The sequence below is a fragment of the Belliella alkalica genome (assembly GCF_022549785.1).
Classification (GTDB): domain Bacteria; phylum Bacteroidota; class Bacteroidia; order Cytophagales; family Cyclobacteriaceae; genus Belliella; species Belliella alkalica.
In genome coordinates this window covers 17,528-34,097 of record NZ_JAKZGO010000020.1, presented here as the reverse complement: position 1 = coordinate 34,097, position 16,570 = coordinate 17,528, and the positions used below count along the sequence as shown (strand labels likewise).

Below are 16,570 nucleotides of genomic sequence, written 5' to 3'. Positions count from 1 at the left end.
CATAAGAATTTAATGCTGATCTTACGAGCTTATAATAACTGTATGAATAGAAAGTCAATGGATCTCCATTGGCTTTTTTCTTTTCTATGACCTGAAAATGGATTAAATTCGTGTTCCCTAAAAATGGGAATGAAATTTGCCCTTTTTAACTGAAAAATCGAACTATGAAAAGCACTTTCCTTTTGATTCTGTTTGTGTCATTATTTTTTATTGAATCTCAAGCGCAAGATCCACTTGCAAACTACAATAGAGCTAAGACTTTAATTGGTTATGGAAACTATAAAGATGCAATGGATTTGTTACGTCCATATCTTGATGAAAAAAAATATGGAGAATTGTCTAAATATGCTACCTACCACTTTTCCCAAGCAGCATATTCCAATAAACAATATACTCTTGCCAAGACTACTTTAAATCCGCTATTGGCGCAAAAGTCATGGAGCAGTATCGATGATGTTCATTATTTGATGGCGATCATCCATTTTGAGGAAGGGAATAATTCAGAAGCACTTTCGGAAATCCTTAATATAAATGATCCTGCAATTAAATCTGAAGCAGAGAATGCTACTTTTAATTATCTAAAGGATGTTTCAGTTAGCTATCTCGTTGCTAATTTGAGGAGATTCGAAAGTAATAATGGCTATCTGTTTGCTTTAAAAAATCAACTTGAAAAGCAATCTGTAATGTCTACGAACGACAGGACCGTTTATAATCAGGTTAAGGATATAAGGTTGAGCGATACCAAAGCTATATCCTCCAAAAAAAACAAGAAACAACGAGATGACGTTTTAGATATTGCTATTATTTTGCCATTCAATTACTCTGGAGGCAAGGGAGTGCAAAGTCTGTCTATCGGTAATTTTATTTTTGAGCTGTATCAAGGTATCAATTTTGCAGTAAATGAAGCACAGAGAAAAGGTGTTAAATTAAACATCCGGACTTTTGATACTGAACGCAACCCAGCAAAAATTAAAAGTATTTTTGCTGATCCATTTTTTGAAAATGCTGACCTGATTATTGGTCCACTATATCCAGAGGAAACAGATGCTGTTGCTAGCTTTGCGGAAGACAATCGAATTCCATTTATCAATCCACTTTCGAATGTAGATGATAAATTGGCAATGTTCGATTACGCATATTTGTTTAGACCATCTATCAGCTCAATTTCGGAAGGTGTTTTTGACTATTCTAGGAAATACCTTGATGGAAAACGGATAGCTATAGCATATTCCAATTCAATTCGTGATGCTCAGTTAGCAAAAAAAATAGCAGAAGATGCTACAAAATATGGTTATCAAGTAATAGCCAATCAAGAAGTTACAGATAGAAATGTCCGTAAATTTTTTGAAAGTATCAATTTAAGAAGTGGGAGTAGGAGTTCTCAAGCAGATATAATCTTTGTTTTAAGTGATGATCCGAATGTTGCTTCTCCTACTTTTGGACTTTTGGAATCGATCTCTGGAAATACACCTGTGATTGTTATGGACACTTGGTTGTATTTCAATTTTGCGAATTTTGAGATGCTCCAAAACCAAAATTTTCATTTTATTTCAAACAATACCATACGTTTTGGTAGTTCTAAATTGGATGATTTTAGAGATAATTTCTTTTCGGTCAATCAAGCATTCCCTTCCTTAAATGCTCACTTAGGATATGAGTTGATGAATTGGATTGCGACGACAATCAACCATTCTAAAGGCTTTGATTTTAGAAAGAATCTTGATGATTCGGGAAGAGTAGAAGGGAAGATCTCTTACGGGCTGGATTTTAGAAATAGTAGAAACAATACCTATGTGCCAATTCTAAAATTGGAAAATGGAGTATTAGAGGGAAAATAAAATAAATTTCAATGCAAATTAGTAAAAGCAAAGCCTTGTTTGAAAAGGCACAAAATTATATTCCTGGTGGCGTAAACTCTCCTGTTAGAGCTTTTAGGGCAGTTGGAGGAGATCCGATTTTTATCGAAAAAGCTTCAGGTGCACATATTACGGATGTGGATGGCAACAGCTACATTGAGCTGATCAATAGCTGGGGGCCTATGATACTTGGTCACAATCATCCAATGATCAAAGAAGCCATCATCAAAGCCATGGAAAATGGCACTTCATTCGGTGCCCCTACAGCTAGGGAGGTTGAGATCGCAGAATTGATTACAGGAATGGTTCCTTCTATTGAAAAAGTCAGAATGGTAAATTCTGGAACAGAAGCCACCATGTCAGCAATCAGGGTAGCTAGAGGATTTACCGGAAAAGATAAGTTCATCAAAATGGAAGGACACTACCATGGACATGGTGATTCCTTTTTGATAGCAGCAGGATCTGGTGCTATCACGATGGGAGCTCCTGATTCTCCTGGGGTGACCAAAGGTACAGCAAAAGACACTTTGCTTGCTCCATACAATGATCTTGAAGCAATAGAAAAATTGGTGCAAGCCAATAAAAATGAAGTTGCGGCGCTAATACTTGAGCCAGTTCCTGGAAATATGGGTCTGGTTTTGCCGAAGTCTGGATACTTGGAAGGCTTGAGGAAAATCTGTGATCGTGAAGGGATTGTATTGATTTTTGATGAAGTAATGACAGGTTTTAGGTTGGCAAAAGGCGGTGCTCAAGAAGTCTTTGGAGTAACTCCAGATATGACAACATTGGGTAAAATCATCGGTGGAGGCATGCCTGTAGGTGCGTATGGAGGCAAGAAAGAAATCATGGAGTTTGTATCACCAGCAGGACCTGTGTATCAAGCAGGTACTTTGTCAGGCAACCCAATTGCAATGGCAGCTGGCTTGGCAATGCTTCATCATCTAAATTCTACTCCAGAAGTATATACAACTTTGAATTCAATAGGAGACAAGATTGTGTCAGGATATAGAAAGTCTTTGGATAAACTTGGGTTGAACTATACGATCAACCATATAGGGAGTATGTTTAGTCTTTTCTTCACTGATAAAGAAATCTTTGATTTTGAATCAGCAAAGCATTCTGACACAGCGCTTTTTGGAAAGTACTTCCAATCAATGCTTCACAAAGGAATCTACTTGGCACCTTCCCAATTTGAGAGCTTGTTTTTGTCAACTGTTTTGACAGATGATTTGATTTCTCAGATTGTAGCAGCCAATGAGGAATCTTTGAAAGAGATAATGGGTAAGTAAGACTACTAAGAGACGAGAAGCGAGAGACAAGAAGTAAGAGACAAGTTAGAGGCCATTTGCAACGTGAAATCAACCCCCAACGGGCCTGCCTGGCATCTGACAGGGTTGAACTTCTTTAATTTATAAAGAAAAAGTATCAAGTAATTTCAGGACTTGGCAAAGACATAGGCATCCCTTATTATGTTGGTCTTTACCATCTCACAAAATTAAATTAATGAACCCAATCAACCATTTCCCCAATTACCCCTTAACGATTTTAACATTTAACATCTTAACAACAAAATCATGCAAGTAAGAGTATATGGTATCAAAAACTGTAATACAATGAAAAAAACCTTTGATTTCTTGGAGTCAGAAGGGATTGAATATGAGTTTGTAGATTATAAGAAGCATGCTCCGGACGGAGCACTTCTGGTCAGGTTTGCAGATAAAGTAGGATATGAAGCTTTGATCAACAAGCGAGGGACCACTTACCGAAAGCTGGAAGATGAAGATAAAAAGAAACTTGAATCTGAGAAATCTGCATTAGTGGTTTTAGCAGAAAAGAGCTCTATGATCAAAAGACCCATTATAGAATTTCCCGATGGGGAAATTGTGTTGGGATTTGAGCCTGAGCAGATCAAGGAACAATTTTGATCTTAGATAAAGTAGATATTTTATACCGAACAGTTGATGCAAAACAACAAAGCACACATTTTTCTGTGTGCTTTGTTGTTTATCGGTATTCTTCCTGTCTTAGGAGATAAGTATACCTGACTGATATGTAAAAAAAAAAGCTATGATAAGGCTGTTTTTAATAGGTTAAACAGGGGGATCAATAATAGCCAAGAACCCCTAGAAGTTTAAACTTAATCATCTTGGTTTGTTTTCCCTATGGCCAAAAGTTGCCTTGGTTTGTGTCCTCACAGACCAAAAAGTCTGCCCTAGAAAGATTCCTCATTTTGAAATTTCCAACAGTTATTTTCCTGATAGGCTTAGTAATAATCATAAATCTTTCGGGTTAAAACAGTATAGCCCCATTGAGGAGAGTTTTCTCTTTCTTCATTCAATTTGCCTGTTGCATCATAAAAATACTGGAAAGCGTCACCACCTCCATGTAAATTTGTTTCTTTAGCTTCTAGCTGACCTTCGCTATTGTATCTGTATTGGTATTCCAAATAGACGGTCTCTCCAATTATATGGTTTTTTCTTATTGTGAGATTACCTTCATTTGTATATTCAAATCGTTCGTTGTCAGAAAACTCTGTCTTGAGAAGGAAGCCTTCTGTGTCAAAGACATTTCTTAATCTAAATTGGGGTGAAGGATTGTCAGGACTCTCAAGATGGACATTCTCAATCGTGCCGTTGGCCTCAAATGTGCTTTTGAGATTTCCTGTCCATGAAAAATCTCCGTCATGATATTCAAATGATTTTTTGGTTTCGAGCTTTCCAAGAAGGTCATAAAAGAAGATACTTGCTCCTAAGGTGTCATTTTGGTGATTTAAATTGACGGTTAGAATTTTATTCCTAGCCTCATCATAATACAGATTTTGTACATTTCGAAAGCTATCCTCATTTCCGGAAAATGTGTAAACTCTGGCCAGACTTCCACTTGGTGTCAACAAAGGTCCATTCAAAATATCTTTAAGCTCTTGTTGTTCAGTAGTGTTAATAGAGTTTGGACTCTCTTCATTTTGGCATCCCAAGAGTGTTGTCAGCAAAATAAAATAAATTGAGATTTTATAGGAGGTTTTCATGCCGATTTTTTTGAGATGAGCTTAATTATTCGTGGTATTTATAGGCTTTTCGGAAAAAAAGCTGAAATCCCATATTTGGATAATATTCCTTTTCCTCGATTAGCCTATCCATATTATCATAGAAATATTGATGAACATCTTTCTTTTCCAATTCTGCATTGTACAATTCCCCCGTTTCTTTGGCTGTCAGTAAATCTTTTTCATTATAACGGTAAAGATAAGTTCTGTAGGGCTCTTCAAATCTAGAAAATTTCCAAGTTTCTTTGTGTACCACTCCATGGACATCATGCTCATAGGCATGCCAGTCAATTGATTCATTATTCTGAAAATATTCTTTTGCTACCAATTGGTTTAAATCATTGTAGTGGAAGATCACCTTGGATTTTTGCTCCGAGTTTGGCATCAAGGTTTCTTTTTCAATCAATTTACCCTCTGTGTCATAATTAAAATAAACTGTCCTGAGCCATTCCAATTTATCAAGCGCTCCTCCATTTAGATTAGGTGAATGTTGCCAATCCGGATATTGGTATTCTTTTCGTTCAATTATTTCTCCTTTTTGATTATAATAAGTTAAGAGGGCTCCAATGGTGTCGTTTTCAGCTGAAAAGCCTAGATCCAGTATTTCTCTTTCTTCGTGGTCGTAAAAAGTTTTTCTATAACTAACCATAGATGATTCATCTTCACCTCTATAGTGATAGATAAGATTCAACTTACCCTCAGGTTCTGAAAGCTCCCTCTGTAAGATAGATATTACTTCACCCAACCAAACATTTTGATCTTCAAGAGATTCCATGATTTCGGAATCCGTACATGACAACAAACCAAGAACCAGAATCAGTGATATTTTTTTTACCGAACTCATATTTGAATAAACGAATTTTTTACTAATTTAGATTATAATTAATTAAATCACAAAATGTTATGAGAAAAATTACACTTTTACTCAGTTCTTTTTTATTGTATTCTTCTGTGTTTTCTCAAATAAAAACGGGTCAAGTTACCTCAAGTGAAATACCTACTAAAAGGATGGTTTCAAATAATAATCATTTTGAATTACGATTTGAGAACAAGGCAAAAATCAATAAAGAATTAGAACAGGAAATTTTAACAGAGAAACAGGATTTGGCTCCAGCTATATAAGCTAAGTTCACAACATTAAAGATTAATTTTAAGGAGTTAGAAATTAATTGTGACGATAAAAATTGCTATTTTGAAGTAGAAATAACTTCTAAAGGTGCAAATATTTTGAGTGTTCTGTTTGAAAAAATTGATTTAAGCAGAAATGCTAAGGTTTACATTGTAAATGATAAAGAAAATTATCTTCAGGGACCCTTGACTGCGGAATCGATTAATAAAAGTGAAAATTTTATAACACCACCAATGCCAGGAGAGAAAATACGTGTCATCTTGATTGAGCCAATAGAAGAAAAGTATCAAAGTAACATCCTTATTTCGAAAGTTTCCCATGGAATTGTTGATATGTTTGGTGTAAACAACTATGAATACAAGAGTCTTCAATCTGAATCTTGTTTAGGTTTTGGGTGTTCGGCTCCTTGCAATTCGAATATTATTTGCTGGCCGTCTCTTGATCTTGCGTCAAAAGGGATTGCGCTAATTTTATATCAAAGTGAGTTTAGTAATGATGTTTTATCTTATGGATCAGGAGTGCTCCTTAATAATGGTAAACAGGATAAAAAGCCAATTGTACTCACCCCAATTCATACTTACGCAGGTTACATGATTGAGGATTTACAGTTCATGTTTCATTATAAAAGTTCAAGTTGTAATCCTACTACACAGGGACCAGAAAATATCGTCGCATATGGTGCTACTGCTTTAAGTAATCCAAATTTAACAGGTAATGTGGATTTGAGATTACTTGAATTGAATGAAAATCCCTTCACTAGCCCTGTATTTTCAAATAATCCAGTTTCCTATTTAGGTTGGAGTATCATTGATCACCCAATTTTATCAACTTTAGGAATTCATCATCCCCGAGGAGATGTTCAGAAATATATTGCTGGGGGAGTTCCTACTAAAGATAATCAGACAAACAATCAATATTTTGCATGGAGAGTTACAATGCAAGATGGTGCTTTACAAACTTTAAGTTCAGGAAGCCCTCTTCTTGATGATCAACTTAGGTTGATTGGAGCAAATATTGGTGCTTATGGACTTTTGGAAGGTGCATGTGAAGAAACAGATGGTGATGGGAGATATAGTAGAATTAGTATGGCTTGGCACGAATTTCAACAATATCTTGATCCAGACGATGAAGGTATAGTAGCAATGAATACTATAACAAATCAGGCTGGGCCAAAAATATTTAGTGAAATATCCGGATCCGATCAATTATGTAGTGCTAATAGTTACACGGTCTTAAATAGCCCATTAGATGCCACGATAACTTGGACCGCAACTCCTTCAAACTTATTTTCCAATAGTACAGGAACTGGAAAGATAGCCAATTTAAGCCCTGCCACAGCTTCCTCTTCAGGAACGGGGACTTTGACTTTTACCTTTACTCAAAATGGGGAATCGTGGTACGTTTCTAAAAATATAACTGTAGGTTCTCCAAAAATAAATATGGGAACCTATTCCTATAATAATAACACCCAACCCACCCAGCCCTATTTTTCGATTATTAACAACGTGGTATGTGATTTGTATACACCAGTTAGTGCAGAAATACCAATTGAAGCTGGTATTTCTAACTTTCATAATCTTCAGATTCTTCATGTTTCGGACCCTAGTCTTACTTATTATGCAACATTCAGTGATGATTTGGCGACAATTTATTTTGATTTCTGGGACTATGGTCAAGAAGTAATATTTAGGCTGACAACTCAGAATGATTGTGGAAGCGATTTCAAAGATTTTGCATTTAGGTCAGAACAATGTTATGGATATCTCAGTAATTACAAGGTATACCCAAACCCCTCTTCCGATGTACTCAATATTGAAATCAATCGGTCGGAAAATCCGGAAAGTAAATATTCCAAAAACGGGAAGATAGAACTAAAGCTGTTTGATGCATCTGGCAATGAAGTTCATTCTGTGGTAACTTCCGAAAAGAAAACCATTATTGATGTTCGGAAATTTAAATATGGATTTTATTACCTTCATATAATTCATCAAGAAGGCATTATTCGAAAACAAATCAGAATAGAAAAATAAATGATTTGTAGCAAAACACCATATAATCAAAATTTTTAGAAAAAGGGGGATAAAGCTTAGCTTTATCCCCCTTTTTCTAAAAATTCACCAAATACGCTGGCAGATTGCTTAGAATATCTTCAGTCATTTTTTTAAGGTCATATTCATGCTTCCATCCCCAATCTTCCCTTGCCCTTGTATCATCTATGCTGTCCGGCCAACTATCAGCAATTGCTTGTCTGAAATCAGGCTCATATGAGATCCTGAAATCTGGGTGATGGATTTTGATGCTTTCATAAATTTCTTTTGGAGAAAAGCTTATTGCCGACAAATTATAACTTGATCTGATTTTGACTTGCTCTTTGGGTGCATGCATCAAATCCAAGGTGCCTTTGATAGCATCGGGCATGTACATCATAGGTAGAAAGCTGTCCTCGCGAAGGAAAGAGATAAAGTGTTCTCCTGCTATGGCTTTGTGATAAATGTCAACGGCATAATCTGTGGTGCCACCACCAGGTAAGGATTTGTAACCTATCAAGCCAGGATATCTCAAGCTCCTTACATCAACTCCGAATTTTTGGAAATAATATTCACACCATCTTTCTCCTGCTTGTTTAGAAATCCCATAGACTGTATTTGGTTCTTTGACACAATATTGAGGTGTATTTACTTTAGGCGTATTTGGTCCGAATACAGCAATCGAGGAGGGCCAATATATTTTGTCAAGCTTTTCTTGCTTCGCCAATTCAAGTATAAAAAGCAAACTATCCATATTCAATCCCCAAGCAAAAAGCGGGTTTTTCTCTCCTGTGGCTGATAAAACTGCAGCAAGGTGATAGATCTGCTTTACATTTTCATTTTTGACAAGCTGTCTCGTAGCGTCATGGTCCATGATGTCAAGGACAGCAGTTTTGCAGTAATCAAATTTTTCCAAAGCTTTGGGATTGATATCCGTAGCGATGACGTTTTCTCCTCCATACTGAGAAGTAAGGGCAAGTGTTAATTCAGAACCGAGTTGTCCTGCGGCTCCAATGATAAGAATTCTCTCCATTTTTAAACTTTCGATCTCTTTGGTTTTTTAGACCCTGATGGTTTTGATATATTTGGGTATTGATTGAGACAAAAATAATGAATTCATTTTAGGATTCTTATTTTATTCCATTTGATGTCACATACATTTCATGTTTAAAACAAAATATTATGTTTGATACCCTTAAACCCAAGTTGGAAAAAGAGTTAAAAGAAATAGAAGAGGCAGGATTGTTCAAAAAGGAAAGAATAATCACCTCACCACAGTCAGCTGAAATCACAATCCAAGGAGGACAGAAAGTTTTGAATTTTTGTGCCAACAATTATCTTGGGTTGTCGTCACATCCAAGAGTGATTGAAGCAGCAAAGGCAGCTATTGATACCCATGGTTTTGGCTTGTCATCTGTACGCTTCATTTGCGGAACGCAAGATATACATAAAGAGTTGGAGGAAAAGATATCCAAATTTCTCGGTACTGAGGATACAATTTTATATGCAGCAGCTTTTGATGCCAATGGTGGTGTTTTTGAACCTATTCTGGGACCTGAAGATGCGATTATTTCTGATGCATTGAACCATGCTTCCATTATTGATGGAGTGAGACTTTGCAAAGCGATGCGTTTCAGGTATCAGCACAATGACATGCAGGATTTGGAAAAGCAATTGCAAGATGCCGATGCCAAAGGAGCAAAGAGCAAGATCATCGTAACAGATGGCGTGTTCTCAATGGATGGTACCATCGCCCAATTGGATAAAATCGTAGAATTAGCTGAAAAATACAATGCCCTTGTGATGTCAGATGAGTGCCACTCAACAGGATTTATGGGCAAAACAGGCAGGGGAGTTCATGAGTTGAAAGGGGTGATGGGAAAGATGGATATTATCACCGGTACTTTGGGAAAAGCGCTGGGTGGTGCATCAGGAGGATTTACGTCAGGGAAAAAGGAAATTATAGAGATTTTAAGACAAAGATCACGTCCTTATTTGTTTTCTAATACTTTGGCCCCATCGATTACAGGAGCTTCAATTGCAGTGTTTGATCTATTATCGGAGACGACCGAATTGAGGGATAAGTTGGAGGAAAACACAAAATACTTCAGGGAGAAAATGACAGCTGCTGGTTTTGATATCAAGCCAGGCGAGCATCCTATCGTACCCATTATGCTTTATGAAGCAGTGTTGTCTCAAAAGATGGCAGAGAAGCTATTGGAAAAAGGAATTTACGTCATTGGATTCTACTATCCTGTAGTTCCAAAAGGACAAGCCAGAATCCGTGTTCAAATCTCAGCAGGTCATGATAAAGCGCATTTAGATACAGCTATCAATGCATTCATTGAAGTAGGAAAAGAGCTTGGAGTGATTAAATAGACACTAGGCACAAGAATTAAAATACAAGAGCTAAGACGTAAGAGTCAGAGAGACGAGAAGCGAGATAGAGCAAAATGCAAGAAGATAAAAACCACGAAGTGCTTGCCTGCTGCAGGCAGGGTTAAACTTTGAATAACCCCGGGTTGCTACGCGGGGATCAAAGTTGGTGACGATATCTAACAACCCCGAAGTGGGTTGAACTCCTCTAATTGAAAGAGAAAGTGCTAACTATTTTCAGAAGAGACAAGCATCATGCCCTGACAGGGCATAAGATTTAAACATAGGGTTTCTAACCCTATGTAAAGGCTAGAGAGTTGTTGATTTTGCCCTGAAAAGCCTGTCCCGCATCCTTATCGGGAGGCAATTGAAAGACTTTTGGAAATGTTTAAATCAATTGAAAAATATGTCAAACAATTGCAGTGTGCGCTAAAGAGGTTAAAACCCTTGCTTAAGCCCTTATGCAATTCGGGGTGAATTAAATGGTTAAGCCATCACAGTTCATTCAACCCTTTTAGGCTAAATTTTCTTCAGTAAAATGACGGATATGTCAAGTAATTTCGGGATTTAATTTAAAACAGAAAGGTCAAGAGATTTATTTCCCTTGACCTTTCACTTTATACTTTTCACAGAATGATTGAATATTTTTTTCTCAACTTGAAAGACCCCAAATATATCATGATGTGGAAGCTGATCGGCTACCTCGGTACCTGTTTCTTTCATAGATTGTGATTGGTTCAAATTTTTCATCAATATCCACTCCTGTAAGATAATCATTGATGAACTCCCTAACTTCCTGAAAAGAAAGGTTGTGGAGGATCTTTCCATTTTTTGCCAATGAAATTTGACCAGTTTCTTCTGATACAATTAAAATCAGCGTATCTGTGGCTTCCGACATTCCGATTGCAGCTCTATGTCGCAGACCAAACTGCGCAGGAACATCACGTTCAGTCACGGGTAAAATACATCTTGCCGCTTTTACTTTTCCGTTGTAGATTATCACAGCTCCATCATGCAATGGGCTATACTTGTTGAAAATTGAAATCAGTAACCTTTTGGAGATAATTGCATCGATGATGTCGCCACTTTCTGCATAAAATTTCAATTCGGAATTTCTTGAAATGACCATCAATGCTCCCATATTTGTTCCAGAAAGTGATTTTGAGGCTTCGAGGATTGGGTTGATGTTGAAAGCTTGTGTTTCTCTTTTTCTCCAGAAAAGCAATTCTTGCCAAACATTTTCATTTGATAAGATTGATGACCTTCCGATGATTAGCAAAAACTTTCTGATTTCTGGTGCGAAAATAATGATGGCTGCAATAACACCCACACCCATAAACTGCCCCAAAATAATAGATAGCAATTCCATTCTGAATGCACTTACCATCAAGTACACCAGGTAGATAGATAAAAATCCCAAGAAAATCTTGATTGCTACGCTTCCTCTCAGAAGTTTGTAAACTTGATACAATAATAGGCTCACTAACGTAATATCAATGATATTGACGATGGAGATTTCTAAAAATCCTATTTTGAAAAGTAAATTCAAGGGTATAGTTGTTTATATAATTTGACTGTTTCTATTGCTTCTTTGACATCATGCACTCGTAATATATTTGCTCCATTGATCAATGCGGCCATGTTTAAGGCGGTAGTTCCATTGAGCGCATTTTCAGCAGTCGTCTCAAGTTTTTTATAAATCATGGACTTTCTAGATAATCCTACTAAAAGGGGTGCTTGAATAGTCTTAAAATAAGATAAATTTTTGAGAATCCAATAATTTTGTTCAAGAGTTTTCGCAAAACCAAATCCCGGATCAATTATTACATCTTTAATGCCAGCTTCTTTACATTCGTTCATTTTTTCAGAAAAATATTTCAAAAGTTCCAAAAGAATGTCTTCATAATTCGTCTGACCTTGCATATTACTTGGATTTCCCCTCATGTGCATGGCAATGTAAGGCACATCAAGATTTCCGACAACAGGGATCATTTGAGGATCCAAAGTGCCAGCTGATATGTCATTAACGAAATCTGCACCACTTTGGACGGATTTTTTTGCGACTTCTGATCGAAATGTATCTACTGAAATCAAAATTTCCGGAAACACTTTTTTTATAGTCTCTATGGCACCAATCACCCTGTCCATTTCTTCCGCAAGAGAGACTTCTTGAGCACCGGGTCTGCTGCTGTATCCACCGATATCTAGAATGTTGGCTCCATCCGATATCATCGCCGCTGCATTTTTCAATATTTTATCCTCATCTTTACCAAGCCTACTTCCTTCAAAAAATGAATCAGGTGTAATGTTCAAAATCCCCATTACCCAAGGTCTTTCTATTAAAAGTAGCTTTCCTTTACTTCGAAGTGTTATTTTTGAGGGAAATAATTTATCTTCGATCCCCGAAGTAGCATTTAAAATATTGTCCATTAAACTAAATTGCTTTGAAAACGCAAACTGTCAGCGAATATAATCAAGTTATCCACCTTTGTAAAGAACTTTTTAAGAAGAAAACAATTGACTATGGTACAGCATGGAGGATTTTGAGATTGCCTTCTATTACTGACCAGATTTTTATCAAAGCACAACGTGTAAGATCGATTCAGGAAAAAGGTAACCAAAAAGTAAATGACCCTATTTCAGATGAATTTGTAGGGATCATCAATTATTGCATTATGGCTCTTATTCAGATTTCTTTGCAAGACGATGATCGGTTGGAATTGGGAGTAGAGGAACTGGAGCCTTTATATGACCATTGGGCAAATGCGACAAGAAGTCTTTTGGAAAATAAAAACCATGACTATGGCGAAGCTTGGAGGGATATGAGGGTGTCTTCCATCACCGATATTATCCTGATGAAATTATACCGTGTCAAACAAATTGAAGACAATCAAGGCAAAACCATCGTGTCTGAAGGTATTGAAGCTAACTACCAAGACATGATCAATTATGCAGTTTTCTGTCTTATCAAACTAGGTCATCATGCTTAAAAATATAATTTTATACATAATCAGACTTATAGTCGGTGGATTATTTATTTTCTCAGGATTAATAAAAGTCAACGACCCTGTAGGGACTGCGATCAAATTGGAAGAGTACTTTGATGTATTTTCTTACGACATAGCCCCGTTTTTTGAATATTTCAAAGCTTTTGCTTTAGAGATTGGTGTGGTAATGGTGGTTGCTGAAGTAGTGCTTGGTGTCATGTTGATTTTGGGAGTGAGGTTAAAGTTTACCGTCTGGGCATTGGGATTGATGATTTTGTTCTTCACATTCTTGACATTTTATTCAGCATATTTTGATAAAGTCACAGATTGCGGATGCTTTGGAGATGCGATCAAATTAACTCCTTGGGAGTCTTTTTATAAAGACATTATCTTACTCTTGCTGATAGCGGTATTGTTTTTCTTTAAAAACCAACTCAAGAGCAATCAGCAATCATGGGCCCTATGGACTGCGAGGCTGTCATTGGTTTTTTCTTTGGTATTAGCAATAACAGCAATAAGAAATTTACCATTTATAGATTTTAGGGCTTACAAAGAGGGTGTCAATATTCCTGTGGGAATGCAGCCATCAGCACCTCTTGAATATAGTTATATCATGACTAAAGATGGTGAAGAGTTCGTTTTCGATCAGTATCCTTCAGATGAGAGTTATGAGTTTGTGGATATGAAACTCAAGAATGAAGATGCGCTGCCGAAAATCTCTGATTTTGCTGTTTGGAATGAGGACGGTGATTTTACGGATGAGATTTTGTCTGGAAACAAGGCAGTCATTTTGGTTACCTATTTGTCAAAAATTGGGACAAGTCACTTGGAGGAAATTGACGATTTGGTAAAAGGATTGAAAAATTCAAATATTGAAACAGTATTTGTAGCAGCATCATCAGAGGAGGAGATAAGCACATTCTTAGCCCAAAGAGGCTGGGAAATGGATAGCTATCAAGCCGATGCTACAGTAGTAAAGACAATCATGAGGTCAAATCCAGGGATAATGCTACTCAAGGATGGGGTGGTGTTAAAAAAATATCATTTCAGAAATACGCCAAAAGCTGAAACTGTAATAGGATTATTTTAGCATTGAGTCATGAGAAAACCGTTGAAAATAGTTTTGGTAGGAATGCCTGGGTCTGGCAAATCAACTTTTGGAAGAAAGCTTGCAAAGGAGTTGAACTTTGTATTTGTAGATCTAGATCATTTGATAGAAAAAGAAGAAGGGAGAGAGATTAAGGATATTTTCTCGAATGAAGGAGAAGGAGCTTTTAGGGAAATAGAAACAAAGTACTTGAATAAGGCTCTTGATTTTGTAGAGGGCTTTGTACTTTCAACAGGAGGAGGTACCCCATGTTTCAACGATAATATGAGTATAATCAATGAAAAGGGTATTTCGGTATACCTTGATGTACCTGTCAATGAAATATTCAAAAGGCTTTCAAAAGATTCCGGTGGTGATAGACCAATGTTTTCGGGACTTTCCAGTGGCGAAATTACCTTAAAACTTAAAGACCTTTTGGCAGTGAGAGAAGAGTACTATGATCTGGCAAAAATAAAGCTCAGTGGAGAGGATATCTCTACTGAGCTTTTGGTATCTGAACTTTTAACTTACTTTAGAAATTAAAACCCAAAGTTAGCATCCCCTGAGTCAAATTGTTTTTAGTTTCAGTAAATGGCCCTACATTTTGTCCGCTATTATTGAAAATCGCATATGAGTTATACAAAGTGTTGAATTGGGTATTGATCAATGCAAAATCAACATACATATTTTTAAGCTTCACTCCAACACCTCCAGTAATCTGTTGCGTTGTTCTGTCAAAGGATTCATCCACTAAAGGATTGCCGTAGAATCCATAACCTCCTCGTAGTCTCCAGATGTTTACTCTGTATTCCCCACCTATTCTATAGTTGAAAGTCGAACCAAGAGCATTTCGGATATCGGAGTTTTCGAAAGAAGTATCAAAGTCTCTTGAACTGATTCTGTTTTGACTATAATCTAGGTAGTCAACATCAGCTGAGATAAATCCATTCTTTCCAACAAAGAAAGTAGCTCCTGCGCTAAGTGTTAGAGGCGTGCTTAGTGTCGTTGTGTTGATGAATAGGTCACTGTCTGATCTCTCAGTGAATTCAACTTGTCCTGTTGTAGTGAAAAAATCACCGATGATATTTGCATCAGTTTCTTTATTTAACCTATACCATGTAGGGCTTTTAAAGTTGAACCCCAAATTAACAGTTTCGATCGGTTTATAAATGATACCAAAATTGATATTAGCACCAAATCCATTGATCCTTGTGTTATCTTCAATAGAGTAAATTAAAGATGTTACATTACTTGGATCTAAGAACTCTTCCTCATAAATCCTATTTTGGAAAAAGTTTACTGACGAAATACCCAAGCCTGCTCCGATAAAGATTTTGTTATTGAAATTTGCACCGTAAGAGAATGATGTTTGATTAATACCTCCTTCAGTAATTACTGTTTCGTTGCTAAAAGGATTTCCAAATACATATTCAGGATCTTTTACATATCCTGAAGCAGGATTGCCTTGTACCAATTCTATATCCAGAACTAAACCGTCTGTCGCACCAACTGGAGGTTCTCCAAAACTAGTATACTGATTGATATAAAAATCAAGTAGCGAATTGTTGCTTCTTAGGTTTGAAAAGTATCCGAATTGGCTATTGAAATTCGCAGTTCTATTAAAACTTATTCCAAAAGAACCTCCTCTGAAGCTCCCAGGTTGTAACTCTCCTTTTGGCCTGCTGATTACCACTCCTAGGTTAGGGATGCTAAAGTTTGGAGTACGATCATCTTGAAATTGTCCCAAGAAATTTGATTCGGAATTCCATGTGCCAAATGATGGGGAGATTGAGAATTCAGATCTTCTGAAGAATCCCAGACCAGCAGCATTACCATGAACATTGGATATATCACCTCCAAGCGACATTTGTGCTCCGCCTATTGCACCGATTCTAGCAGATCCTGTTGAATTGAATTGACTAAATCTCAAAGCATCTTCAAAATAAGATGTCTGTGCATAAGATTCCGAAAGGATCAGGCCTGTAGCCAAGAAGCCAAGTATTAACTTTTTGATAGAAATCATAGAATTAAATTTGATTTTGCATTTGGAGCATCAGACACAAAT

Annotated in this window: 15 protein-coding genes; 9 read left to right on the top strand and 6 right to left on the bottom strand. The window is 36.7% G+C overall.

Annotated elements, in window-relative coordinates:
* Positions 1-164: 164 nt before the first annotated feature.
* The 3 genes from MM213_RS17675 to MM213_RS17665 all read left to right on the top strand — a co-directional run bounded on the left by MM213_RS17675 (position 165) and on the right by MM213_RS17665 (position 3,781).
* A complete protein-coding gene (locus MM213_RS17675) occupies positions 165-1,838 on the top strand; it encodes an ABC transporter substrate-binding protein (protein WP_241414225.1) in 1,674 nt (557 codons plus the stop codon).
* Between the two features lie 11 nt (positions 1,839-1,849).
* Positions 1,850-3,145 (top strand): glutamate-1-semialdehyde 2,1-aminomutase, encoded by a 1,296-nt coding sequence (gene hemL, locus MM213_RS17670; RefSeq protein ID WP_241414224.1) that lies wholly within the window; start codon positions 1,850-1,852, stop codon positions 3,143-3,145.
* Positions 3,146-3,430: 285 nt separating this feature from the next.
* Positions 3,431-3,781, top strand: coding sequence for a Spx/MgsR family RNA polymerase-binding regulatory protein (locus tag MM213_RS17665; protein ID WP_255807019.1), 351 nt, complete (start codon positions 3,431-3,433; stop codon positions 3,779-3,781).
* A 338-nt stretch (positions 3,782-4,119) separates the two neighbouring features.
* Here MM213_RS17665 and MM213_RS17660 read toward each other — a convergent pair whose 3' ends face one another.
* Together MM213_RS17660 and MM213_RS17655 are read right to left on the bottom strand one after the other, a co-directional pair.
* Positions 4,120-4,881 carry a hypothetical protein gene (locus MM213_RS17660; RefSeq protein ID WP_241414222.1) on the bottom strand — a complete coding sequence of 254 codons (762 nt, stop codon included), beginning with the start codon at positions 4,879-4,881 and terminating at the stop codon, positions 4,120-4,122.
* 25 nt (positions 4,882-4,906) lie between these two features.
* A complete protein-coding gene (locus MM213_RS17655) occupies positions 4,907-5,743 on the bottom strand; it encodes a hypothetical protein (protein WP_241414221.1) in 837 nt (278 codons plus the stop codon).
* Between the two features lie 59 nt (positions 5,744-5,802).
* Between MM213_RS17655 and MM213_RS17650 the strand changes: the two genes are divergently transcribed.
* Both MM213_RS17650 and MM213_RS17645 read left to right on the top strand, forming a co-directional pair.
* A complete protein-coding gene (locus MM213_RS17650) occupies positions 5,803-6,021 on the top strand; it encodes a hypothetical protein (RefSeq protein ID WP_241414220.1) in 219 nt (72 codons plus the stop codon).
* A gap of 105 nt (positions 6,022-6,126) precedes the next feature.
* Positions 6,127-8,058 carry a T9SS type A sorting domain-containing protein gene (locus MM213_RS17645; RefSeq protein WP_241414219.1) on the top strand — a complete coding sequence of 644 codons (1,932 nt, stop codon included), beginning with the start codon at positions 6,127-6,129 and terminating at the stop codon, positions 8,056-8,058.
* A 76-nt stretch (positions 8,059-8,134) separates the two neighbouring features.
* Here MM213_RS17645 and MM213_RS17640 read toward each other — a convergent pair whose 3' ends face one another.
* Positions 8,135-9,088, bottom strand: coding sequence for an NAD-dependent epimerase/dehydratase family protein (locus tag MM213_RS17640; RefSeq protein WP_241414218.1), 954 nt, complete (start codon positions 9,086-9,088; stop codon positions 8,135-8,137).
* Positions 9,089-9,237: 149 nt separating this feature from the next.
* Here MM213_RS17640 and kbl point away from each other — a divergent pair, with 149 nt between their 5' ends.
* A complete protein-coding gene (kbl, locus tag MM213_RS17635; RefSeq protein ID WP_241414217.1) occupies positions 9,238-10,434 on the top strand; it encodes a glycine C-acetyltransferase in 1,197 nt (398 codons plus the stop codon).
* 673 nt (positions 10,435-11,107) lie between these two features.
* Here kbl and cdaA read toward each other — a convergent pair.
* Positions 11,108-11,980, bottom strand: a complete 873-nt coding sequence (gene cdaA, locus MM213_RS17630) for a diadenylate cyclase CdaA (RefSeq protein ID WP_241276020.1) — start codon at positions 11,978-11,980, stop codon at positions 11,108-11,110.
* The gene (gene folP / locus MM213_RS17625) at positions 11,977-12,861 is read right to left on the bottom strand and encodes a dihydropteroate synthase (RefSeq protein WP_241414216.1); all 885 of its coding nucleotides are present in this window, start codon (positions 12,859-12,861) and stop codon (positions 11,977-11,979) included. The genes cdaA and folP overlap by 4 nt, the downstream gene beginning before the upstream one ends.
* A gap of 14 nt (positions 12,862-12,875) precedes the next feature.
* On the opposite strand from folP, the gene MM213_RS17620 reads away from it, so the two are divergent.
* From MM213_RS17620 to MM213_RS17610, 3 genes are read left to right on the top strand one after another with little or no spacing between them, the layout of a single operon-like run.
* Positions 12,876-13,421, top strand: coding sequence for a DUF1599 domain-containing protein (locus tag MM213_RS17620; protein WP_241414215.1), 546 nt, complete (start codon positions 12,876-12,878; stop codon positions 13,419-13,421).
* Complete coding sequence (locus MM213_RS17615; RefSeq protein ID WP_241414214.1) at positions 13,414-14,508, top strand: BT_3928 family protein; 1,095 nt, start codon at positions 13,414-13,416, stop codon at positions 14,506-14,508. Before MM213_RS17620 ends, MM213_RS17615 begins: the two co-directional genes overlap by 8 nt.
* A gap of 9 nt (positions 14,509-14,517) precedes the next feature.
* Positions 14,518-15,048, top strand: a complete 531-nt coding sequence (locus MM213_RS17610; RefSeq protein ID WP_241414213.1) for a shikimate kinase — start codon at positions 14,518-14,520, stop codon at positions 15,046-15,048.
* On the opposite strand, the gene MM213_RS17605 is transcribed toward MM213_RS17610, so the two are convergent.
* Positions 15,038-16,528 (bottom strand): OmpP1/FadL family transporter, encoded by a 1,491-nt coding sequence (locus tag MM213_RS17605; RefSeq protein WP_241414212.1) that lies wholly within the window; start codon positions 16,526-16,528, stop codon positions 15,038-15,040. The two genes, MM213_RS17610 and MM213_RS17605, sit on opposite strands and share 11 nt — an antisense overlap.
* Between the last annotated feature and the right edge of the window lie 42 nt (positions 16,529-16,570).

Excerpts from the sequence above, each read along its gene's own strand:
- MM213_RS17675 (WP_241414225.1), top strand. The coding sequence starts at position 165 with ATGAAAAGCACTTTCCTTTTGATTCTGTTTGTGTCATTATTTTTTATT.
- hemL (WP_241414224.1), top strand. The coding sequence starts at position 1,850 with ATGCAAATTAGTAAAAGCAAAGCCTTGTTTGAAAAGGCACAAAATTAT.
- MM213_RS17665 (WP_255807019.1), top strand. The coding sequence starts at position 3,431 with ATGCAAGTAAGAGTATATGGTATCAAAAACTGTAATACAATGAAAAAA.
- MM213_RS17660 (WP_241414222.1), bottom strand. The coding sequence starts at position 4,881 with ATGAAAACCTCCTATAAAATCTCAATTTATTTTATTTTGCTGACAACA.
- MM213_RS17655 (WP_241414221.1), bottom strand. The coding sequence starts at position 5,743 with ATGAGTTCGGTAAAAAAAATATCACTGATTCTGGTTCTTGGTTTGTTG.
- MM213_RS17650 (WP_241414220.1), top strand. The coding sequence starts at position 5,803 with ATGAGAAAAATTACACTTTTACTCAGTTCTTTTTTATTGTATTCTTCT.
- MM213_RS17640 (WP_241414218.1), bottom strand. The coding sequence starts at position 9,088 with ATGGAGAGAATTCTTATCATTGGAGCCGCAGGACAACTCGGTTCTGAA.
- kbl (WP_241414217.1), top strand. The coding sequence starts at position 9,238 with ATGTTTGATACCCTTAAACCCAAGTTGGAAAAAGAGTTAAAAGAAATA.
- folP (WP_241414216.1), bottom strand. The coding sequence starts at position 12,861 with ATGGACAATATTTTAAATGCTACTTCGGGGATCGAAGATAAATTATTT.
- MM213_RS17615 (WP_241414214.1), top strand. The coding sequence starts at position 13,414 with ATGCTTAAAAATATAATTTTATACATAATCAGACTTATAGTCGGTGGA.
- MM213_RS17610 (WP_241414213.1), top strand. The coding sequence starts at position 14,518 with ATGAGAAAACCGTTGAAAATAGTTTTGGTAGGAATGCCTGGGTCTGGC.
- MM213_RS17605 (WP_241414212.1), bottom strand. The coding sequence starts at position 16,528 with ATGATTTCTATCAAAAAGTTAATACTTGGCTTCTTGGCTACAGGCCTG.